This window comes from Kitasatospora putterlickiae (assembly GCF_039527695.1).
GTDB classification, from domain to species: Bacteria; Actinomycetota; Actinomycetes; order Streptomycetales; family Streptomycetaceae; genus Kitasatospora; species Kitasatospora putterlickiae.
Map to the genome: position 1 here is coordinate 1 of NZ_BAAAKJ010000451.1, position 20527 is coordinate 20527.

Below are 20527 nucleotides of genomic sequence, written 5' to 3' on the forward strand. Positions count from 1 at the left end.
TCGACCGGGGCGGCGTGGCCCTGGGCGGCCGGCGCGGGCGGCAGGACGGCGTCGCGCGGGTCGGTGCGCGGCGGGACGACGACCACGCCGACCAGGTCGAGCCGGGTGAACTGGACGAAGGGCTCGACCAGGACGGTCTTGGTGAGCTGCCCGGGGTTGGCCTCGACCTGGACGACCTTGCCGACGGGGACGCCGGGGACGAACGGGCGGCCGCTCTGCGAGCCGAAGGTGACCAGCCGGTCGCCCTCCTTGACCTGGGCCTTGCCGTTGAGCAGCGAGACCTTCATCGCGCTGGTGCCGCCGCCGGCGGCGAAGCCGATCTCGCCGGTGCCCTCCAGCCGGGTGCCGGCGGAGAAGCCGGGGTCGGAGGCGAGCAGCACGGTGGCGGTGGTCGGGGCGACGGTGGTGATCCGGCCGACCAGGCCCTGGCCGTTGATGACGGTCATGTCGCGGGTGAGTCCGTCGTCGCTGCCGGCGTCGATGGTGATGGTCCAGGAGAAGCCCTGGGCCGGGCCGATCGCGATGGTCTGCGCGGCCTTGACGGTGTAGCCGCCGGCGCCGGCGGTGCGCAGCAGGTCGTCGAGCTGCTTGGTGCGTCCGCCGGCCATGTCGGAGGAGGCGAGCTTCTGCCGCAGTTCGGTGTTCTCGCGGGCGAGCTGGTCGGTGCGCCCGCTGTCGGAGGCGGCGTCGCGGAAGGCGCGCACGGTGTCGGCGACCGGGTCGACGGCGCTGGCGGCGGCGCGTTCGACCGGGCCGAGGACGGCGGCGGCCGTGCGCCGGGCGCCGCCGAGCGGGGAGCTCTCACCGCCCTTGATGTCCACGGTGATCAAGGCGAAGGCGACGGCCACCAGCAGGATGAGCAGCAGCCGGCTCTCTCGTGTGTCCCTCACGGTGCTGGTACTGCCCCTTCGTACCCCTGGCCGCCGTCCCGGGCTGTGGACCCGGGCGGGGGCCCGTCAGTTCGGCTGGTGTGTCGGTTGTGCTAACGGCGCGGCGCGGCGTCGAGTACCTGCTGGAGGGCCTCGAACTCCTCGACGCACTTGCCGGAGCCGAGTGCGACGGAGTCCAGCGGGTTCTCCGCGATGTGGATCGGCATGCCGGTCTCCCGGCGCAGCCGCTCGTCCAGGCCGCGCAGCAGGGCGCCGCCGCCGGTGAGCACGATGCCCCGGTCCATGACGTCGCCGGCCAGCTCGGGCGGGCACTGGTCGAGGGTGGTCTTGACCGCGTCGATGATCGAGTTGACCGGCTCGTCGATGGCCTCGCGGACCTCGGCGGCGGAGATGACGACGGTCTTGGGCAGGCCGCTGACCAGGTCGCGGCCGCGGATCTCGGCGTGCTCGTCCTTCTCGCCCTCCAGGCCGAAGGCGGAGCCGATGCTCATCTTGATCTGTTCGGCGCTGCGCTCGCCGAGGAGCAGCGAGTACTCCTTCTTGATGTGCTGGACGATGGCGTTGTCCAGTTCGTCGCCGGCGACCCTGATGGACTGCGCGGTGACGATGCCGCCGAGCGAGATGACGGCGACCTCGGTGGTGCCGCCGCCGATGTCGACGACCATGTTGCCGGTGGGCTCGTGGACGGGCAGCCCGGCGCCGATGGCGGCGGCCATCGGCTCCTCGATGATGTGCACCTGGCGGCAGCCGGCCTGCAGGGAGGCCTCGATGACGGCGCGGCGCTCGACGCCGGTGATGCCGGAGGGGACGCAGACGACGACCCGGGGGCGGGCGAGGAAGCGGCGGCGGTGCACCTTGAGGATGAAGTAGCGCAGCATCCGCTCGGTGATTTCGAAGTCGGCGATCACGCCGTCCTTGAGCGGGCGGATGGCGACGATGTTTCCGGGGGTGCGGCCGATCATCTTCTTGGCCTCGGAGCCGACGGCGAGGATGCCCCCGGTGTTGGTGTTGACCGCGACCACCGACGGCTCGTTGAGGACGATGCCCTTACCCCTGACGTACACCAGCGTATTGGCAGTTCCGAGGTCGATCGCCAAGTCGCGGCCGATGAACGACAGGTTGCTCGCCATGGGGTGGGGTGCCTTTCCCGGGCTCGGAGTCTTGTGGGGTGGACGGTGTGCGCGCCCACTTGCGGATGGGCGGCGACCAGCTGAGCTGCCTTACCGGGCCCTTGAGTCGCGTCCATCGTAGTCACGCCCGTCGGCACGGACGTCGACGTGGGGCATACCGTCCATTGTCCGGGGCCCGATCGCTTCTCCGGGCATTGGGACGCCGTGTCGGAGGGCCTGGTTCCCTATTTCCCGATAAGAATGCCCCGGCCGGGCCAATAGTCCCGACCGGGGCCTTCCGAAGGTCCCTGAACGTCGCCGCGCCCGGTCGGATCAGGCGTGCGCGGGGAAGAAGATCTTGATCTCGCGCTCGGCGGACTCGACCGAGTCGGAGGCGTGGATGAGGTTCTCGCGGGTGATCGTCGCGTAGTCGCCGCGGATGGTGCCGGCCCCGGCCTCCAGCGGGTTGGTGGCGCCGGCCAGCATGCGGACGCCGGCGATGACCTCCTCGCCCTCGACGATCAGGGCGATGGAGGGGCCGGAGGTCATGAACTCCAGCAGCGGCTCGTAGAACGGGCGGCCGACGTGCTCCGCGTAGTGCCGCTCCAGCGTCGCCCGGTCGAAGGCGCGCAGCTCGACGGCGGCCAGCCGCCAGCCGGCCTTGCGCTCGATGCGGCTGATGATCTCGCCGGCCAGGCCGCGCTTGACGGCGTCGGGCTTGAGCAGGACGAGAGTGCGCTGGGACACGGGGCGTCTCCTGGGAATTCGGGGTCGGCGCGCACGCGGTTCGTCGCGCACGCGGACCCGCGTGCGCCGTGCGACTACCGCAGAGGCTACCTTGCGTGAGCGAACGCGCCGGACCCGGTCCTGGGGCGCCTCAGGCGGTCGCGGCGGCGGTCCTGGCGGCCTTGATCTCGTCGATCCTGCGGCCGTAGTGCACCGAGCACCACCACAGGCCGGCGAAGACCGCGCCGAGCGCGAACATGGTCGGCACGATGAAGCCGCTGGCGATCAGGGCGATCTGCAGGGCCCAGCCGACGGCGACCGCGCCGGGGCGGGTGATCATGCCGCAGAGCAGCACGCACAGCGCCATCGCGACGCCGCTGACCGTCCACAGCGCGCCGGCGGAGACGTCGGAGAGCCGCATCGCGACCAGCGCCGCGAAGAGCACCACGAAGGCCTCTCCGATCAGGGTCGAGGAGCAGAGCGTCCTCATCGTCACTTCCTCCCGAGCAGCAGGCGGGCCTCGCCCACCGTGATGACCGAACCGGTGACCAGCACCCCGGCGCCGCCGAGGTCGCCCTCCTCCTCGGCCAGGGTGACGGCGGCGGCGATGGCGTCGTCGAGCCGGGGCTCGACCTGGACGCGCTCCTCGCCGAAGACCTCGACCGCGAGCGCGGCCAGCTCGTCCACGTCCATCGCGCGGTGGGTGGAGTTGCGGGTGACGACGACCTCGGCGAGGACCGGCTCGAAGGCCTCCAGCAGGCCCGTCACGTCCTTGTCGCCGCTGGTGCCGATGACGCCGACCAGCCGGGTGAAGCCGAAGGACTCGGTGAGCGCGGTGACGGTGGCCCGGGCGCCGTGCGGGTTGTGGGCGGCGTCCAGGACGATGGTGGGGCTGCGCCGGACGACCTCCAGCCGGCCCGGGGAGGTGACGCCGGAGAACGCCTGGCGGACCTTGTCGGCGTCGAGCTGTCCGCCGCGGGCGCCGCCGACGCCGAAGAAGGCCTCGACGGCGGCCAGCGCGAGGGCGGCGTTGTGCGCCTGGTACTCGCCGTGCAGCGGCAGGAAGACGTCCTCGTACTCCTCGCCGCCGATTCCGCGCAGGGTCACCAGCTGCCCGCCGACGGCGAGTTCGCGGCGGATGACGCCGAACTCCATGCCCTCGCGGGCGACCGTGGCGTCGACCTCGACGGCGCGGCGCAGGATGGTCTCGGCGGCGTCGAGTTGCTGCTGGGCGACCACCGCGACCGCGCCGGGCTTGATGATCCCGGACTTCTCGACGGCGATCTCGCCGGTGGTCTCCCCCAGCTTGTCGGTGTGGTCCAGGCCGATCGGGGTGATCACGGCGACGGTGGCGTCGATGACGTTGGTGGCGTCCCAGGAGCCGCCCATGCCGACCTCGACCACGGCGACGTCCACCGGCGCGTCGGCGAAGGCCGCGTAGGCCATGCCGGTGAGCACCTCGAAGAAGGACATCGCGACCGGCTCGCGCTCGTCGACCATCCGCACGTAGGGCTCGATGTCGCGGTAGACCTCGACGAAGCGCTCGGGGGTGATCGGGGCGCCGTCCAGGGTGATCCGCTCGGTGACGCTCTCCACGTGCGGGCTGGTGTAGCGGCCGGTGCGCAGCTCGAAGGCGCCGAGCAGCTGCTCGATCATCCGGGCGGTGGAGGTCTTGCCGTTGGTGCCGGTGACGTGGATGGAGGGGAAGGACCGCTGGGGCTGGCCCAGGATGTCCATCAGGGCCTCGATCCGGTCGAGCGAGGGCTCCAGCTTGTTCTCCGGCCAGCGCTCGGAGAGTTCCACCTCGACGTCGCGCAGGGCGTCGCCGGTGCCGCCGTCGGCGGGGCGGAGGGTGTACGGGTTCGGGTCGGCCTTGTCGCTCACGACCACAGTCTACGGAGCGGGGCCCGGGGCTCCTCACGGGGTGAGAACCACCACTTTGCCCGAGTTAGGTAGTTTCCTGCCTTTACTATCGATTTAGCGACATCAGACCGCAATGAAGCATTGATTCGCACCCAAGGGAGACAAATCACCTTTGATCATGAGGAGCACCGCGCCATGCCCGACGCCCTGCGCCAGTTCGTCGAGATGCGCCGCGAGGGCTTCCTCCAGCTCGGCGGGCTGATCTCGCTGGCCCTGCTCTGCTACATGGTCCTGGTGTTCGGCCGCTTCCTGGTCTACTGGGCCGGCTCCCGGCACGCCTTCCGGCACAGCACCCCCGCCACGCCCGGCGACCCCGCCGCCCTCCAGTGGCACCTGATGGTCCCCTGCCGGGACGAGGAGACGGTGATCGCCCAGACGCTCGCGGGCCTGCGGGCCGTCGCCCCCGCCGCCCACCTGTGGGTGATCGACGACGACAGCGAGGACGCCACCCGCGACCTGGTGCTCGCCGCCGCCGCGCTCGACCAGCGCGTCCACCTCGTCCAGCGCCGCCGCCCGCACGCCCGGATCGGCAAGGGCGCCGCCCTCAACGCCGCCTACCGGGAGATCTCCGCCTGGCTGCCGCCCGGCACCGACCGCTCCCGGGTGGTCCTCGGCGTGGTCGACGCCGACGGACGGCTCGACCCCGGCACCCTCGAACAGGTCTGCAACGACCGCGCGATGGGCCGCCCCGACACCGGCGCCGTGCAGATCGGCGTGCGGATGCGCAACGCCGAGGACGAACGGCCGCTGCCCGGCCGCGGCCGCGCCGCCAACGCCTCGGCCCGCGCCCTGGTCCGGATGCAGGACGTCGAGTTCCAGGCCAACAACGCCGGCATGCAACTGCTGCGCCGGCGCACCGGCAGCGTCGGCCTCGGCGGCAACGGCCAGTTCGTCCGGCTCACCGCCCTGGACTCGCTCACCGCCGAGGAGGGCCGCGACGGCCGCCCCTGGCCCGAGCGCGCCCTGCTGGAGGACTACGAGTCCGGCCTCGAACTGCGGCTGGCCGGCTGGCGGCTGACCCACGTCACCGAGGCCAACGTCTCCCAGGAGGCCCTGGTCTCCTGGCGGCGCTTTCTCACCCAGCGCACCCGCTGGGCCCAGGGCAACATGCAGTGCCTGCGCTACACCGGCCGGGTGCTGCGCTCGCGCCACTACCGGCCCGCCGGCAAGGCCGAGGTGCTCTACACCTTCCTCCAGCCGGTGGTCTGCGTGCTGCTGGTCGTCCTCACCCCGCTGTCGCTGGCGATCACCGGGGCGGGCCTGGCGCTGTTCCCCGAGGAGACCGCCGGCTTCCAGCTGCGGTACGGCCCGTGGATGGCGCTCGCCTTCGTGCTCGCCACCCTGCCGATGGTCTTCTGGGGCCCGGCCTACCGCCGGCTCGTCCACCCCGGCCGCCGCCGGGCCGCCGGCCTGCTCTGGGGCGTCCTGGTCTGGCTCTACGCCTATCACCTGTTCGTCGTCGCCACCCGGGCCGCCGTCCGCCTGCTGCTCGGCCGCAACGGCTGGGCCAAGACCCGGCGCAACGCCGAGAAGGTCGCCCTCGGCGCCCCCACCGCGCTCGAATCCTGAGCCGTCCTCCCCGCCTGTCCCCTCCTGTCCCCGCCCGTCCCCTCTTGCCCCCGCCCGGACCCGAACGGAGCCGTCCCGCCATGACCGCGTGCCCGTCCCCGCAGCCCGCCGCCGACCGCCCGCTCGCCCCCGGCAGCGTCGCCGTCGTCCTCGGCACCCGCCCCGAACTGGTCAAGCTCGCCCCGCTGATCCACGAGCTCGGCCCCGCCACCCGCCTGGTCCACACCGGTCAGCACTGGGACGAGGCGATGTCCGGCCGCTTCCTGCGCGACCTCGGCCTGCCCCGCCCCGAGCTGCTCACCGGCGTCGGCGGCCGCCCCCGGGCCGGCCAGATCGCCCAGTCGCTCGGCCAGCTCGACGCCGCCTTCGCCGAGGACCGCCCGGCCGCCGTCGTCGTCCAGGGCGACACCAACGCCACCCTGGCCGGCGCGCTCGCCGCCAACGCCCGGAACATCCCGCTGGTGCACGTCGAGGCCGGGCTGCGCAGCTTCGACCGCGCGATGCCCGAGGAGCACAACCGGGTGATGGTCGACCACGTCGCCGACCTGCTGTGTGCCGCCACCCCCGACAACGCCGCCAACCTGCGCGCCGAGTCGCTCGCCGAGGAGCGGATCGCGCTCACCGGCAACACCGTCGTCGAGGTGGTCCGCCGCTCGCTGCCGGACGCCGCCGCCCGGGCCGCCCTGCTCGCCGGACACGGGCTCACCGCCGACGGCTACGTGCTGGCCACCGTGCACCGGCCGGAGAACACCGACACCGCCGAGGCGCTCGGCGCCGTCCTCGCCGAACTCGACCGGATCGCCCGGGCCGGCACCCCGGTGCTCTTCCCGATGCACCCGCGCACCCGGGCCGCCGTCGAGCGGTTCGCGCTGGACGGCCTGCTGGCGCGGCTCGCGGTGACCGGGCCGGTCGGCTACGCGGACTTCCTGGGCCTGGCCCGGCACGCCGCGCTGCTGGTCTCCGACTCCGGCGGGGTCCAGGAGGAGTGCACCGTGCTCGGCCGCCCGCTGCTGGTGGTGCGCCGCTCCACCGAGCGGCCCGAGGCCGTCGCGGCCGGCTTCGCCGCGCTGGTGGCGCCCGGCGCCGAACTCGGCGACCGCGCCCGGGCCTGGCTGTCCGACACCCCCGAACGGCTCGCCCGGCTCGCCGCCGCCCCGAGCCCCTACGGCGACGGCCTGGCCTCCGCCCGGATCGCGGAGCTGACCGCCCGGCTGGTCCGGCGGGGCGCCGAGCCGCTGCCACTGGCCGCCTGATCCGGGGCCCTCGGGCAAGGCCCTCTTGACAGCGGAATTGGTCTACTCCACCTTGTGAGGGCAAGTCTCCGATTCGGACAGGGACTTGAGTTGTCGGTAGCTCCCACACGCGCACCCATCGACACCCGGACGGCTCTCCCCCACGAGAGCCGCCGGCCTCCCCCACTGGAGATGGAGTCATGCCACCTGCTCGACAGCGGCGCCCGCGCGCCGTCCATTCGATGCTCGCCGGCGCCAGCGCCTTCGCCATCGGCCTGAGCGGTCTCGTCCTCGCCGGCGGCACCGGCGCGCACGCCGCCGCCGACGTCGAACTCATCAGCAACGGCGGCTTCGAGGACGCCAACCGGCTGAACGGCTGGACCTGTACGGCCGGAGCCCCGGAGACCACCACGGTCCACTCCGGCACCGGCGCGCTGCGCTCCACCCCGGGCGGCGGCGGCACCGGCGAGTGCACCCAGACCGTCGCGGTGAAGCCGTCCTCGACCTACACGCTGAGCAGCTGGGTCCAGGGCTCGTACGTCTACCTCGGCGCCCGCGGCACCGGCGGCACCGACCCGAGCACCTGGACGCCCGGCGGCAACGCCTGGTCCAAGCTCAGCACCACCTTCACCACCGGCGCCGGCACCACCAGCGTCACCGTCTACCTGCACGGCTGGTACGGGCAGCCGGCCTTCCTGGCCGACGACGTCTCCCTGCTCGGCCCGGGTGACCCGAAGCCCAGCCCCACCGTAACCACCCCCAGCCCGAGCAGCCCGGGCACCCCGTCCCCCACCGTCACCACGCCCACCCCCACCTCCACCACGCCCCGGCCGCCGTCCAAGCACCTGCTGACCGGCTACTGGCAGAACTTCGACAACGGCGCCACCGTGCAGCGGATCAGCGACGTGCCGGCCGCCTACGACATCATCGCGGTCTCCTTCGCCGAGGCCACCGGCACGGCCGGCGGCCTGGGCTTCGCCCTGGACCCGACGCTCTCCTCCCGGCTCGGCGGCTACACCGAGGCCCAGTTCAAGGCCGACATCGCGGCCAAGAAGGCGGCCGGCAAGAAGGTGATCCTCTCGGTCGGCGGCGAGAAGGGCTCGGTCTCCGTCAGCAGCGCCTCCGCGGCCACCAACTTCGCGAACACCGCCTGGTCCCTGATGCAGACCTACGGCTTCGACGGCGTGGACATCGACCTGGAGAACGGCATCAACTCCACCTACATGGGCCAGGCGCTGCACTCGCTGGCCGCCAAGGCGGGCGCCGGCTTCACGCTCACCATGGCGCCGCAGACCATCGACATGCAGTCCACCGGCATGGAGTACTTCAAGCTGGCGCTGAACGTGAAGGACATCCTCACCATCGTCAACATGCAGTACTACAACTCCGGCGCGATGCTGGGCTGTGACGGTCAGGTCTACTCCCAGGGCACCGTCAACTTCCTCACCGGGCTGGCCTGCATCCAGCTCAAGGGCGGGCTGCGGCCCGACCAGGTGGGCCTCGGCGTGCCGGCCTCCACCAGCGCGGCCGGCGGCGGCTACGTCAGCCCGAGCGTGGTCAACAACGCGCTCGACTGCCTGGCCAGCGGCACCAACTGCGGCAGCTTCAAGCCCGACACCAAGTGGCCCGGGATCGGCGGGGCGATGACCTGGTCGACCAACTGGGACGCCAAGGCGGGCGGCGGGATCGCCAACACCGTCGGCTCGCACCTGCACGCGATGCCGTAACCGGTAGCCGCAGGGCCCGTGGGCCCGGGCGGGGGGTCAGACCCCGGCCCGGGCCTCCGGCACGCCCGCGGGCACCACGCCGTGCCGGCGGCGCAGCTCGGCCGTGATCTCGGCGAGCTCGCCCTCCGGCAGCAGCGGCAGCATCATCGCCACGCCCTGGAGCAGGCCGCCGAGCAGGAAGGTGGTGTCGGGGGTGGTGGCGACCAGGCCGCGGACCTCGGCCACCTCGCCCGCCGCGACCGCCTCGATCAGCCGGGCCGCGTCCACGCCCTCCTCGTCGATGTGGACGGCGCCGGTGTCGCGCGGGGCGCGCCGGGCCAGCGCCCGCAGCACCCGGTCCCCGACCTCGGGGGCGTAGGCCTTGCGGACCGCCTCGGCGGCGATCCAGGTGAGCAGCGTGGTCACCTCGCGCTCGACCCGCTCCTCGAACAGCCGGTCCAACGCGTGGTCGAAGGCGAGCTGGTTCCCGTGCCGGAAGGCGAGCAGCAGGGTCGCCGCCCGCCCCTTGGCCTCCTCGACCGCCTCGGCAGGCAGTTCGCCGGCCAGTTCCTCGGTCACCATCACGTCCATGCCCTCCCGTCGCTCCTCACCGTCCGGAACTCGAAGCACACCGTACACAGTCGACCTGGAAACTTCCGCGAGCGCGCGCGGGCAAGACCGGAATGAATTCGGGCGGAATAGGACCCCACCCGGTCCGGGGCGATTATTCGCCGGAAGGGAGCAACGGATTGGGCTATTGGGCCGCCTGATTTTCCGACCTCCGGAAAAGCGGCGGAGCCGCACCCCGCGTCGGCGGGATGCGGCTCCGGGGAACCGTCGGCGCGTCAGCCCTGCGGCAGCGCCGCGAGCTGGGCGGTGATCCGGGCGATGTCGGCCTCGGCGGCCTCCTGGCGGCCCCGGATCTTGGCGACCACGTCGTCCGGCGCCTTGGCCAGGAAGGCCTCGTTGCCGAGCTTGGCGCCGCACTGGGCCTGCTCCTTCTCGGCCGCCGCGAGGTCCTTGGCGAGGCGCTTGCGCTCCGCCGCGACGTCGATCGTGCCGGACAGGTCCAGCGCCACGGTGGCACCGGCGACCGGCAGCGAGGCGGTGGCCGCGAAGCCCTCCTCCGGCACGGTCAGCCGCAGCAGCGAGCGGATCGCGTCCTCGTGGACGGCCAGCACGGTGCCGTCCAGCTCCAGGCGGGCCGGCACCTTCTGGGCCGGCTGCAGGCCCTGGTCCGAACGGAACCGGCGGACCTCGGTGACCACCTGCCGCAGCGTGGCGACCTCGGCCTCGGCCGCGGCGTCCCGGAAGCCGCCGTCCTTCGGCCAGTCGGCGACGACCACCGACTCGGCGCCGGTCAGCGTCGTCCACAGCGCCTCGGTGACGAACGGCACCACCGGGTGCAGCAGCCGCAGGGTGACGTCCAGGACCTCGCCCAGCACCCGGCGGGAGGCCTCGGCCTGCGCGCCGCCCTTGGCCAGGGTGGTCTTGGAGAGCTCGACGTACCAGTCGAACACCTCGTCCCAGGCGAAGTGGTAGAGCGCGTCCGAGACCTTGGCGAACTCGTAGTCGTCGTACAGCGCGTCGACCTCGGCCACGGTCGCGTTCAGCCGCGACAGGATCCAGCGGTCCACCGCGGTCAGCCGCTCCGGCCCGGGCAGCGGGCCGTCCACGGTCGCGCCGTTCATCAGCGCGAACCGGGTCGCGTTCCAGATCTTGTTGCAGAAGTTGCGCGAGCCCTTGACCCAGTCCTCGCCGATCGGCACGTCGGCGCCCGGGTTGGCGCCGCGGGCCAGGGTGAAGCGCACGGCGTCCGCGCCGTAGGCGTCCATCCAGTCCAGCGGGTCGACGGCGGTGCCGGAGGACTTCGACATCTTCTTGCCGAACTCGTCGCGGACCAGACCGGTCAGGGCGACCGTCTTGAACGGCGCCTGGCCGTCCATCGCGTACAGGCCGAACATCATCATCCGGGCGACCCAGAAGAAGATGATGTCGTGGCCGGTGACCAGGACGTCGGTCGGGTAGAACCGCTCCAGGTCCGCGGTCTTCTCCGGCCAGCCGAGCGTGGAGAACGGCCACAGGCCGGAGGAGAACCAGGTGTCCAGGACGTCCGGGTCCTGGTGCCAGCCCTCGCCCGACGGCGGCTGCTCGTCCGGTCCGACGCAGACGACCTCGCCGTCCGGGCCGTACCAGACCGGGATCCGGTGGCCCCACCACAGCTGGCGCGAGATGCACCAGTCGTACATGTTGTCGACCCAGTCGAAGTAGCGGCGCTCCAGCTCCTTCGGGTGGATCTCCACCGCGCCGTCGCGCACCGCGTCGCCGGCCGCCTTGGCGAGCGGCTCGACCTTGACCCACCACTGCAGCGACAGCCGCGGCTCGACCACCGTGTGGCAGCGCGAGCAGTGGCCGACGGCGTGCATGTACGGGCGCTTCTCGGCGACGATCCGGCCCTGCTCGCGCAGCGCGCCGACGACGGCCGAGCGGGCCTCCAGCCGGTCCAGGCCGAGGAACGGGCCGTGCACGGTGATCGTGCCGCGCTCGTCCATCACGCTCAGGTTCGGCAGCTCGTGGCGCTGGCCGATGGCGAAGTCGTTGGGGTCGTGCGCCGGGGTCACCTTGACGGCGCCGGTGCCGAACTCCGGGTCGACGTGCTCGTCCGCGACCACCGGGATCTCCCGGTCGGTCAGCGGCAGCTTGATGGTGCGGCCGACCAGGTGCCGGTAGCGCTCGTCGTCCGGGTGGACCGCCACCGCGGTGTCGCCCAGCATCGTCTCGGCCCGGGTGGTGGCGACGACGATCGAGTCCTCGCCGTCCCCGTAGCGGATCGAGACCAGCTCGCCGGGGACCTCCTCGTGCTCCACCTCGATGTCGGACAGCGCGGTGAGACAGCGCGGGCACCAGTTGATGATGCGCTCGGCGCGGTAGATCAGGCCGTCGTCGAAGAGCCGCTTGAAGATGGTCTGGACGGCCTGCGACAGGCCCTCGTCCATGGTGAAGCGCTCGCGCGACCAGTCGACGCCGTCGCCGAGGCGGCGCATCTGGCCGAGGATCCGCCCGCCGTAGTTCTCCTTCCACTCCCAGACCTTCTCGACGAAGGCCTCGCGGCCCAGGTCGTGGCGGGAGAGGCCGGACTCGGCGAGCTGCTGCTCGACCTTGTTCTGGGTGGCGATGCCGGCGTGGTCCATGCCGGGCAGCCAGAGCGCCTCGAAGCCCTGCATGCGCTTGCGGCGGGTCAGCGCGTCCATCAGCGTGTGCTGGAAGGCGTGGCCCAGGTGCAGCGCGCCGGTGACGTTCGGCGGCGGGATGACGATGGTGTACGGGGGCTTGTCGCTCGTGGCGTCGGCGGTGAAGTAACCGCGCTCTACCCAGCGCTCGTACAGCTCGCCCTCTACCTCCGCCGGGGCGAAGGTCGTCGGGAGGGTGGCTGCTTCGTCCCCGGCGTGCGTGCTCACGGGGCGCTGGTTCGTGGTGTCGGTCACGACGGACAGTTTACGTAACCCGGGAACCGGGTCACGAACGGCTTTCACCCCCCGGACACCGCGGCGGCCCGGCGCGGACCCCCCGGAGGTATTCCCGTCCGGGTGACGGGCCGGTGCGATAACGTGCCGGACATTCGTCCGAGCCTTCGTACAAGCCCGGCACCACCGTCCCAGGAAGGGCCTCCGTGACCGAGCAGAACCCCTACGGCGCCCCGCCCCCGCCGCCGCCCGGCGGGCAGCCCTACGGCGGACAGCCGTACGGCGCGCAGCCCCACCCCGGCCCGCCCGCGCCCGCGCAGGCCCCTCCGCCCTACGGCGCCGTCCCGCCGCAGCCCGGCCAGCCCCTGCCGCCCGGCTACGCCCCGTACGGCGCGTTCCCCGCCGCCCCGCCGCCGCGCCGCTCCCGGCGCACCCTCGGCGTCCTCATCGGCGTCTTCGTGCTCGTGCTGGCCCTGATCGGCGGCGCGGTCGCGTACTTCGTCTTCGACATCACCTCCAACGCCGGCACCCAGAAGATCGTCCTGCCGGCCACCTTCAACGGCCTCACCAGGGACGAGAACAACGAGGTCGCCCGGCAGATGGAGGAGGCCATCACCTCCGAGCTCGGCAAGGGCGACGGCTCCTGGCACCCGACCGGCGTCAGCGCCGTCTACCAGGACTCCGCCGAGGACCCGAAGCTCGTGGTGCTCGGCGGCTACGGCAAGGTGCTCGCCCCGAAGACCGAGCTCAACGCCATGTTCAAGGGCCTGCAGTCCGACGGCACCACGGTCAGCGACCGGCACCCGGTCGACCCCGGCCCCAAGGGCGGCAGCATGGACTGCGGCGTCGCCACCCAGGAGGGCACCGACCTGGGCGTCTGCGCCTGGGCCGACTCCAGCAGCCTGGTCCTGGTGATGAGCCCGCCGCCCGAGGAGGGCGGCCGCCCCGACCTCGACAGGCTCGCCGCGGACACCCGCGCGCTGCGCGCCGCCGCCGAGCTCCCGAAGTAGCCGGCACGGAGGCGGCCGCGCGAGCGGCCGCAAGGCCGAGGGCCCCGGCGCCGCCACTCAGGCGGTACCGGGGCCCTCGTCGTGCCCGGGCGGAAAGGGTCAGGCGCTCTTCTCGCGCCGCTCCCGCTTGATCATGTCGCGCGGAACCAGGGTCGGGATGGCGTGCTTGGAGACGACGTCCCCGGTCACCACCACGCGGGCGACGTCCTGACGCGAGGGCACCTCGTACATCACGGACATCAGCACCTCCTCCATGATGGCCCGCAGACCGCGCGCGCCGGTGCCGCGCAGGATCGCCTGGTCGGCGATCGCCTCCAGCGCGTCCCGGGAGAACTCCAGCTCCACGCCGTCCAGTTCGAAGAGCTTGCGGTACTGCTTGACCAGCGCGTTCTTCGGCTCGGTGAGGATCTGCAGGAGCGCCTCGCGGTCCAGGTTGTGCACGCTGGTGATCACCGGGAGGCGGCCGATGAACTCCGGGATCATGCCGAACTTGACCAGGTCCTCCGGCATCACCTGACGGAAGTGGTCGCTGGCGTCCAGCTCCCGCTTGGAGCGGATGTTCGCGCCGAAGCCGATGCCCTTGGCACCCGCCCGGCCCTCGATGATCCGCTCCAGGCCCGCGAACGCGCCGCCCACGATGAACAGCACGTTGGTGGTGTCGATCTGGATGAACTCCTGGTGCGGGTGCTTGCGCCCGCCCTGCGGCGGCACCGAGGCGGTGGTGCCCTCCAGGATCTTCAGCAGCGCCTGCTGCACGCCCTCGCCGGAGACGTCCCGGGTGATCGACGGGTTCTCGCTCTTGCGCGCGACCTTGTCGATCTCGTCGATGTAGATGATCCCGGTCTCGGCCTTCTTGACGTCGTAGTCGGCCGCCTGGATCAGCTTGAGCAGGATGTTCTCGACGTCCTCGCCGACGTACCCGGCCTCGGTGAGCGCGGTGGCGTCGGCGATCGCGAACGGCACGTTCAGCATCCGGGCCAGGGTCTGGGCCAGCAGCGTCTTGCCGGAGCCGGTCGGGCCCAGCAGCAGGATGTTGGACTTCGCCAGCTCGATGGCGTCCTCGCGGCCGTTGCCGCCGCTGCGGCCGGCCTCACCGGCCTGGACCCGCTTGTAGTGGTTGTAGACGGCCACCGACAGGGCCTTCTTGGCGAGGTCCTGGCCGACCACGTACTGGTCCAGGAACTCGTAGATCTCGCGGGGCTTCGGGAGCTCCTCGAAGCGCACCTCGGAGGTCTCGGCGAGCTCCTCCTCGATGATCTCGTTGCACAGGTCGATGCACTCGTCGCAGATGTACACGCCTGGGCCGGCGATCAGCTTCTTCACCTGCTTCTGCGACTTGCCGCAGAACGAGCACTTGAGCAGGTCGCCACCGTCTCCGATGCGTGCCACGAGGTGCTTCCCCTTCGCCAGGGGCCCCGCGGGAGTTCCGGGGCCTGGTGCTGTGGACCGTCGACGCCCGACGGCGATCGGTCTCGCTATCCGACGGTACTCTGCCGAGCCGCCGATTCCGCCCTCTTCGCCGGGTCTGCCCTACGCCCTGGGCGAATTGATACCGAACAGATGCCGTCGGAGCAGCCGCCGGTGCGCCGGGGGCGGGACGCGCGAGCCGGTCGCGCGCCCCGCCCCCGGTCCCTCCCCGCCCGAGGACGGGCCGGGAGGGGGTGCCGCCTCAGGAGGTCAGCGAGGCCTTGCGGGTCGAGATGACCAGGTCGACCAGGCCGTACTCGACGGCCTCCTCGGCCGTGAGGATCTTGTCGCGCTCGATGTCGTCGCGGACCTGCTCGACCGACTTGTTGGAGTGCTTGGACAGCATCTCCTCCAGCTGCTCGCGCATCCGGAAGATCTCCTTGGCCTGGATCTCCAGGTCGGAGACCTGGCCGCGGCCGGTCTCGGTGTAGGGCTGGTGGATCAGGATCCGGGCGTTCGGCAGCGCCATCCGCTTGCCGGGGGTGCCCGCCGCCAGCAGCACGGCCGCCGCCGAGGCCGCCTGGCCCATGCAGACGGTGGTGATGTCCGGCTTGACGTACTGCATGGTGTCGTAGATGGCCGTCAGGGCCGTGAACGAGCCGCCGGGCGAGTTGATGTACATCTGGATCTCGCGGTCCGGGTCCATCGACTCCAGGCACAGCAGCTGCGCCATGATGTCGTTGGCCGACACGTCGTCCACCTGCGAGCCGAGGAAGATGATGCGCTCCTCGAACAGCTTGGCGTACGGGTCGTACTCACGGATGCCCTGCGAGGTCCGCTCGACGAAGCGCGGGACGATGTAGCGGCCCTCGGCGCGCATGTCCTCGACGCGGGCCTTGGCGGCCGACAGGCTGGGGATGTTCATGGGTGTTCTGGTCCTCCGGAGCGTTGTGGCTGTGGTCTCGTGGGCCCGGGCCGGGGCTCAGGCGCCGGTGCCGCCGCCGCCGGGGACGTCCGCGGCGCTGTGCATGATCGCGTCGATCAGGCCGTACTCCAGGGCCTCCTCCGGGGTGAACCAGCGGTCACGGTCGGAGTCCTGGGTGATCTGCTCGAAGGACTGGCCGCTGTGGAACGCGATGAGCTCGGACATCCGCTTCTTGGTGCGCAGCAGCTGCTCCGCCTGGATCCGGATGTCGGTGGCCGAGCCGCCGAGGCCGGCGGAGGGCTGGTGCATGAGGATGTTGGCGTTCGGCAGCGAGAAGCGCTTGCCCTTGGCGCCGGCGGTCAGCAGGAACTGGCCCATCGAGGCGGCCATGCCCATCGCGATGGTGACGACGTCGTTCTTGATGTACTGCATGGTGTCGTAGATCGCCATGCCGGCCGAGATCGAGCCGCCCGGGGAGTTGATGTAGAGGAAGATGTCCTTGTCCGGGTCCGCGGCCAGCAGCAGCAGCTGGGCGGTGATCTTGTTGGCGATGTCGTCGTCGACCTGCTGGCCGAGGAAGATGATCCGCTCGTTGAGCAGCCGGTTGTAGACCTGGTCGCCGAGGCCGCCCAGCACGTCACCAGCGGCGGCGTGCGGCGCCATCGGGCCGGGCATCTGCATCTGCGGGTACGTCACTTAGCCACCTGCTCAGTCGATTTGGACGGTCGCTCCACGGCCGTCACGATGTCGCACAGCTTCCGGGTATCACGTCGTGATTGTTGCTGTCCATGGACCCTAACGCGCAGGCCGGGCCGCTGAATCCCTCACGCAGAACTGTTCGCTGTGAGCGCAGGGTTCGCGCCCGGAGCGGCGAGCGGGCGGGAACGGGCCGGGAACGGCGCGGGCCCGGACGCCTTACGGCGTCCGGGCCCGCGCTCACGCCTCAGGGCGAGCGAGGCGGTCAGGCCTCGGTCTTCTCCTCGGCCTCGGCCTCGGCGGCCGGGGCCTCGACGGTCTCGGCCGACTCGTCGGCCTCGTCGTCGTCGAAGTTGATCTCGTTGCCCTCGGTGTCGACGACCTTGGCGGCCTCGACCACGGTGGCCAGCGCCTTGCCGCGGGCGACCTCGCCGACCAGCAGCGGAACCTGACCGCCCTGGACGACCTGCTGGGCGAACTGGTCCGGGGTCAGGCCCGAGCCGGCCGCACGGCGGATGAGGTGCTCGGTCAGCTCCTCCTGGGAGACGTTGAGCTCCTCGTCGGCCACGATCTGGTCCAGGACGAACTGGGTCTTGATGCCCTTCTTCGCCTGCTCCTCAAGCTCCCCGAGGTACTCCTCCTCCGACTTGCCCTGGGTCTCCAGGTAGCTCGCCAGGGTGAGGCCCATCGGCTCCAGCTGGTGGTGCTCGAGGTTGTGCTTGCGGGTCTCGATCTCGTCCTTGAGGAGCTTCTCCGGGAACTCGATCTCGACCAGGCCGAGCAGCGCGTCCAGCACCTTCTCCTGGGCCTGGGTGGCCTGGTCGTACTCCTTCATGCGCTCCAGGCGCTTGCGGGAGTCGGCCTTCAGGTCCTCCAGGGTGTCGAACTCGCTGGCCAGCTGGGCGAACTCGTCGTCCAGCTCGGGCAGCTCCTTCTCCTGGACGGCGGTGACCTTGACGGTGACCTCGGAGCTCTTGCCGGCCTGGGTGCCACCCTTGAGCTCGGTGGTGAAGGTGGCGGTGGCGCCGGCCTCCAGGCCGACGACGGCCTCGTCGATGCCGTCGATCAGACGGCCCGAGCCGATCTCGTAGCTCACGCCGGCGGCGGTGCCGTCCTCCGGCACCTCGCCGTCGACCTTGGCCTCCAGGTCGACGACCACGATGTCGCCCTCGGCGGCGGCGCGCTCGACGTCCTTGACCGAGGAGAAGCGCTCGCGCAGCTGCTCCAGGGACTTGGCGACGTCCTCGTCGGTGACCGCGATCGGGTCGACGGTGACCTCGATGGTCGAGAACTCCGGCAGGGTGATCTCCGGGCGGACGTCGACCTCGGCGGTGAACTTCAGGTCGCCACCGTCGGCGAGGTTCTCGACACCCTCGATGTTGGTGATGTCGGGCTGGCCGAGGACCTCGATCTTGCCCTCGTCGACGGCCTGGGTGTAGAAGCGCGGCAGGGCGTCGTTGACGGCCTCCTCCAGCACGGCACCACGGCCGAAGCGCTGGTCGATGATCCGGTTCGGCACCTTGCCCTTGCGGAAGCCCGGGACCTGGACCTGCTTCTTGATCTTGTCGTACGCCGCGTCGAGGCTGGGCTTGAGCTCCTCGAAGGGCACCTCGACGGTGAGTCGAACCCGGGTCGGGTTCAGAGTCTCGACGGCGCTCTTCACGGTTAGGTCTCCTATGGGCTTGCGGTCAGGTTGCCTCCGCCGTCCCCGGGCCGCCGGCCTAGGCCGGTTGCGGGCGGGTCGGGCGAGACGGGCGATGGGCGGTTGGAGCTGCATCTCCCGTGGGGGGTGGACGGTGAGCGTGACTCCTCGCCCTCGTGCGGTTGACCTGGGTGTACGCCACAGGGACTACCGCCAGCGCCCCATCCTACCGGTACCACGAAAGGCGGACGCCAGGACGCCGCCGTCCGGGCCCGCTCAGGCCTTCCCGGCGCTCTTCGCGGCCGGTCCGGACGCGCCGGCCGGGGCGCCCCCGGAGGCGTCGGCGGCGNNNNGGGGCGGGCCCGCCGTCCTCCCCCCCGACGCCGGGCACCGGCGCCGGGCGCATGGTCACGGCGGCGTCGGAGTCCCGCACCCGCAGCGCGATCACGGCCGCGAGCAGGGCCAGCCCGGCCGCGGTCAGGAAGGCCGCGCGGTAGGCCGTGAGGTTCGCCACGGGCGTACCCGAGGCGTCCGCGGCGAGCGGCCCGACGGCGGTCAGCACGGTGCCGAGCACGGCCACGCCGAGCGCCGAGCCGATCTGGCGCTGGGCGTTGTAGAGGGTGGAGGCGGCGCCGGTGGAGGCCGCCGGGACGGTCGCGAAGGCCGCGGTCTGGCTCGGCATGAAGACGTGCGACATCGCGTAGCCGGTGAGGAAGAGCAGCCCGCGCACGGCCCAGAGGTTGCTCTCCGGGCCGATCGTGGCCATCAGCGCCAGGCAGCCGGCCACCACGGCGGACCCGGCGGCGAGCATCCGGCGCGGGCCGATCCTCGGGTAGAGCCGGGCCGACACCTGGGAGGCGAGCATCACGCCGAGCGCCTCGGGGAACACCATCAGCCCGCTGTGCAGGGCGTCCATGCCGAGCGCGTCCTGCATCAGCAGCGGGAACAGGTAGAGCATGCCGAGGAAGGCCGCGCCGGAGAACAGCGACAGCAGGTTGACGGTGCGGAAGATCCGGTCCCGGAAGAGCCGCAGGTCGAGCATCGGATCGGGGCGGCGCAGCTCGACCGCGACCAGGGCGGCGAGGGCGAGCAGTCCGGCGAGCGCCGGGGCGAGGACCCGCGCGCTCCCCCAGCCCGCGGACGCCCCCTCGGAGAGCGCGTACATCGTGCCGCCGAAGCCGACGGCGGCGAGCAGGAAGCCGGCCACGTCGAACCGCCCGGCCCGCTCGGCCCGGTAGTCGGGCAGGAAGAGCAGGCCGAAGACCAGCCCCGCGAGGCCCACCGGCACGTTGACGATGAAGACCCAGTGCCAGGACCAGCCGTCCACCAGCCAGCCGCCGAGCACCGGCCCGCTGGCCGGGGCGACGGCGGTGGGCAGCATCAGCACCCGGGTGGCCCGCATCCGCTCCTCCTGCGGGAAGGCGCGGAAGAGCATGGTCATCCCGACCGGGGTGAGCAGGCCGCCGGCCGCGCCCTGGAGGATCCGGTAGAGGGTGAGCGAGGTCAGCGAGTCGGCCGTGCCGCAGAGCAGCGAGGCGGCGGTGAACAGGGCGAGCGAGTACAGGAAGACCCGGCGGGTGCCGAACCGGTCGCCGAGCCAGCCGGAGAGCGGCACGAAGACCGCCAGGCTGACCAGGTAGCCGACGTTGATCACGCCGACCCCCGCGGGGTCGGTGCCGAAGTCCCGGCCGATCGCGGGCAGGGCCACGTTGACGATCGTGCCGTCCATGATCGTCATGAACAGCGAGGCAACGAAGACGACGCCGACCGCGATCTTGGGGTTCATCCGCGCCCGGCTCGGGCTCGTCGCACTCATGGGGGGATCTCCAGGCTTGGTGAAAAATCAACCACCCACCATGCCGGAGCGGAGCGGAAAACGACAACAGGGCCCCGCCCTGGGCGAGACCCTGCGCACGGTCGGGGTGACCGGATTCGAACCGACGGCCTTCCGCTCCCAAAGCGGACGCGCTACCAAACTGCGCCACACCCCGTGGTGCCGAGAGGAAGCGTACACGCCGGGCCCCGCCGGATCGCCGAGATATTCCGAGGCCCCGTCGCGAATCGGGTGTGCGCGCAGCCGACCGGACCAGGTACGCTGTTCCCGACCTTCCGTCCGGTGACGGCCGGAGGATCACGCGGGCGTAGCTCAATGGTAGAGCCCTAGTCTTCCAAACTAGTCACGCGAGTTCGATTCTCGTCGCCCGCTCCGCACCGCGAACGGCCCCGGT

16 protein-coding genes and 2 tRNA genes are annotated in these 20527 nt (G+C 71.8%); 5 read left to right on the forward strand and 13 right to left on the reverse strand.

Features of this window, described 5'->3' with window-relative positions:
* From mreC to folC, 5 genes are all read right to left on the reverse strand, one after another.
* Nucleotides 1-890: rod shape-determining protein MreC (gene mreC, locus ABD308_RS36260; RefSeq protein WP_344344441.1), on the reverse strand; the 890-nt coding region annotated here is incomplete at its 3' end.
* 92 nt (nucleotides 891-982) lie between these two features.
* Nucleotides 983-2008, reverse strand: a complete 1026-nt coding sequence (locus tag ABD308_RS36265; protein ID WP_030309693.1) for a rod shape-determining protein — start codon at nucleotides 2006-2008, stop codon at nucleotides 983-985.
* Nucleotides 2009-2332: 324 nt separating this feature from the next.
* Nucleotides 2333-2746, reverse strand: a complete 414-nt coding sequence (gene ndk / locus ABD308_RS36270) for a nucleoside-diphosphate kinase (RefSeq protein WP_344344443.1) — start codon at nucleotides 2744-2746, stop codon at nucleotides 2333-2335.
* Nucleotides 2747-2876: 130 nt separating this feature from the next.
* Entirely contained in the window at nucleotides 2877-3215 is a 339-nt protein-coding gene (locus tag ABD308_RS36275) for a DUF4233 domain-containing protein (protein ID WP_344344445.1), read from the reverse strand.
* Between the two features lie 2 nt (nucleotides 3216-3217).
* Nucleotides 3218-4609 (reverse strand): bifunctional tetrahydrofolate synthase/dihydrofolate synthase, encoded by a 1392-nt coding sequence (gene folC / locus ABD308_RS36280; protein WP_344344447.1) that lies wholly within the window; start codon nucleotides 4607-4609, stop codon nucleotides 3218-3220.
* Between the two features lie 264 nt (nucleotides 4610-4873).
* Between folC and ABD308_RS36285 the strand changes: the two genes are divergently transcribed.
* The 3 genes from ABD308_RS36285 (at nucleotide 4874) to ABD308_RS36295 (ending at nucleotide 9176) form a co-directional block, all read left to right on the forward strand.
* On the forward strand, nucleotides 4874-6217 hold the full coding sequence (locus tag ABD308_RS36285) for an XrtP-associated glycosyltransferase (RefSeq protein WP_486327049.1): 1344 nt from the start codon (nucleotides 4874-4876) through the stop codon (nucleotides 6215-6217).
* 80 nt (nucleotides 6218-6297) lie between these two features.
* The gene (gene wecB, locus ABD308_RS36290; protein ID WP_344344451.1) at nucleotides 6298-7470 is read left to right on the forward strand and encodes a non-hydrolyzing UDP-N-acetylglucosamine 2-epimerase; all 1173 of its coding nucleotides are present in this window, start codon (nucleotides 6298-6300) and stop codon (nucleotides 7468-7470) included.
* 221 nt (nucleotides 7471-7691) lie between these two features.
* Entirely contained in the window at nucleotides 7692-9176 is a 1485-nt protein-coding gene (locus tag ABD308_RS36295; RefSeq protein WP_344344453.1) for a chitinase, read from the forward strand.
* Between the two features lie 36 nt (nucleotides 9177-9212).
* Here ABD308_RS36295 and ABD308_RS36300 read toward each other — a convergent pair whose 3' ends face one another.
* Both ABD308_RS36300 and ABD308_RS36305 read right to left on the reverse strand, forming a co-directional pair.
* The gene (locus ABD308_RS36300; RefSeq protein ID WP_344344455.1) at nucleotides 9213-9746 is read right to left on the reverse strand and encodes a hypothetical protein; all 534 of its coding nucleotides are present in this window, start codon (nucleotides 9744-9746) and stop codon (nucleotides 9213-9215) included.
* Nucleotides 9747-10000: 254 nt separating this feature from the next.
* Entirely contained in the window at nucleotides 10001-12640 is a 2640-nt protein-coding gene (locus ABD308_RS36305) for a valine--tRNA ligase (RefSeq protein WP_344344457.1), read from the reverse strand.
* A gap of 185 nt (nucleotides 12641-12825) precedes the next feature.
* Here ABD308_RS36305 and ABD308_RS36310 point away from each other — a divergent pair, with 185 nt between their 5' ends.
* Entirely contained in the window at nucleotides 12826-13629 is an 804-nt protein-coding gene (locus ABD308_RS36310) for a hypothetical protein (protein WP_344344459.1), read from the forward strand.
* Between the two features lie 99 nt (nucleotides 13630-13728).
* Here the strand turns inward: ABD308_RS36310 and clpX are convergent, their stop codons facing one another.
* The 6 genes from clpX to ABD308_RS36340 all read right to left on the reverse strand — a co-directional run bounded on the left by clpX (nucleotide 13729) and on the right by ABD308_RS36340 (nucleotide 20290).
* A complete protein-coding gene (clpX, locus tag ABD308_RS36315; protein WP_030309676.1) occupies nucleotides 13729-15018 on the reverse strand; it encodes an ATP-dependent Clp protease ATP-binding subunit ClpX in 1290 nt (429 codons plus the stop codon).
* 280 nt (nucleotides 15019-15298) lie between these two features.
* A complete protein-coding gene (locus ABD308_RS36320) occupies nucleotides 15299-15961 on the reverse strand; it encodes an ATP-dependent Clp protease proteolytic subunit (protein ID WP_344344462.1) in 663 nt (220 codons plus the stop codon).
* 57 nt (nucleotides 15962-16018) lie between these two features.
* Nucleotides 16019-16636 carry an ATP-dependent Clp protease proteolytic subunit gene (locus ABD308_RS36325; protein ID WP_376096046.1) on the reverse strand — a complete coding sequence of 206 codons (618 nt, stop codon included), beginning with the start codon at nucleotides 16634-16636 and terminating at the stop codon, nucleotides 16019-16021.
* Between the two features lie 286 nt (nucleotides 16637-16922).
* Nucleotides 16923-18320, reverse strand: a complete 1398-nt coding sequence (tig, locus tag ABD308_RS36330; RefSeq protein ID WP_344344464.1) for a trigger factor — start codon at nucleotides 18318-18320, stop codon at nucleotides 16923-16925.
* 205 nt (nucleotides 18321-18525) lie between these two features.
* Complete coding sequence (locus ABD308_RS36335) at nucleotides 18526-20115, reverse strand: MDR family MFS transporter (RefSeq protein ID WP_344344466.1); 1590 nt, start codon at nucleotides 20113-20115, stop codon at nucleotides 18526-18528.
* A gap of 101 nt (nucleotides 20116-20216) precedes the next feature.
* Nucleotides 20217-20290: transfer RNA gene (locus tag ABD308_RS36340), tRNA-Pro, on the reverse strand.
* 144 nt (nucleotides 20291-20434) lie between these two features.
* On the opposite strand from ABD308_RS36340, the gene ABD308_RS36345 reads away from it, so the two are divergent.
* Nucleotides 20435-20505, forward strand: a tRNA-Gly gene (locus ABD308_RS36345).
* Nucleotides 20506-20527 lie beyond the last annotated feature (22 nt).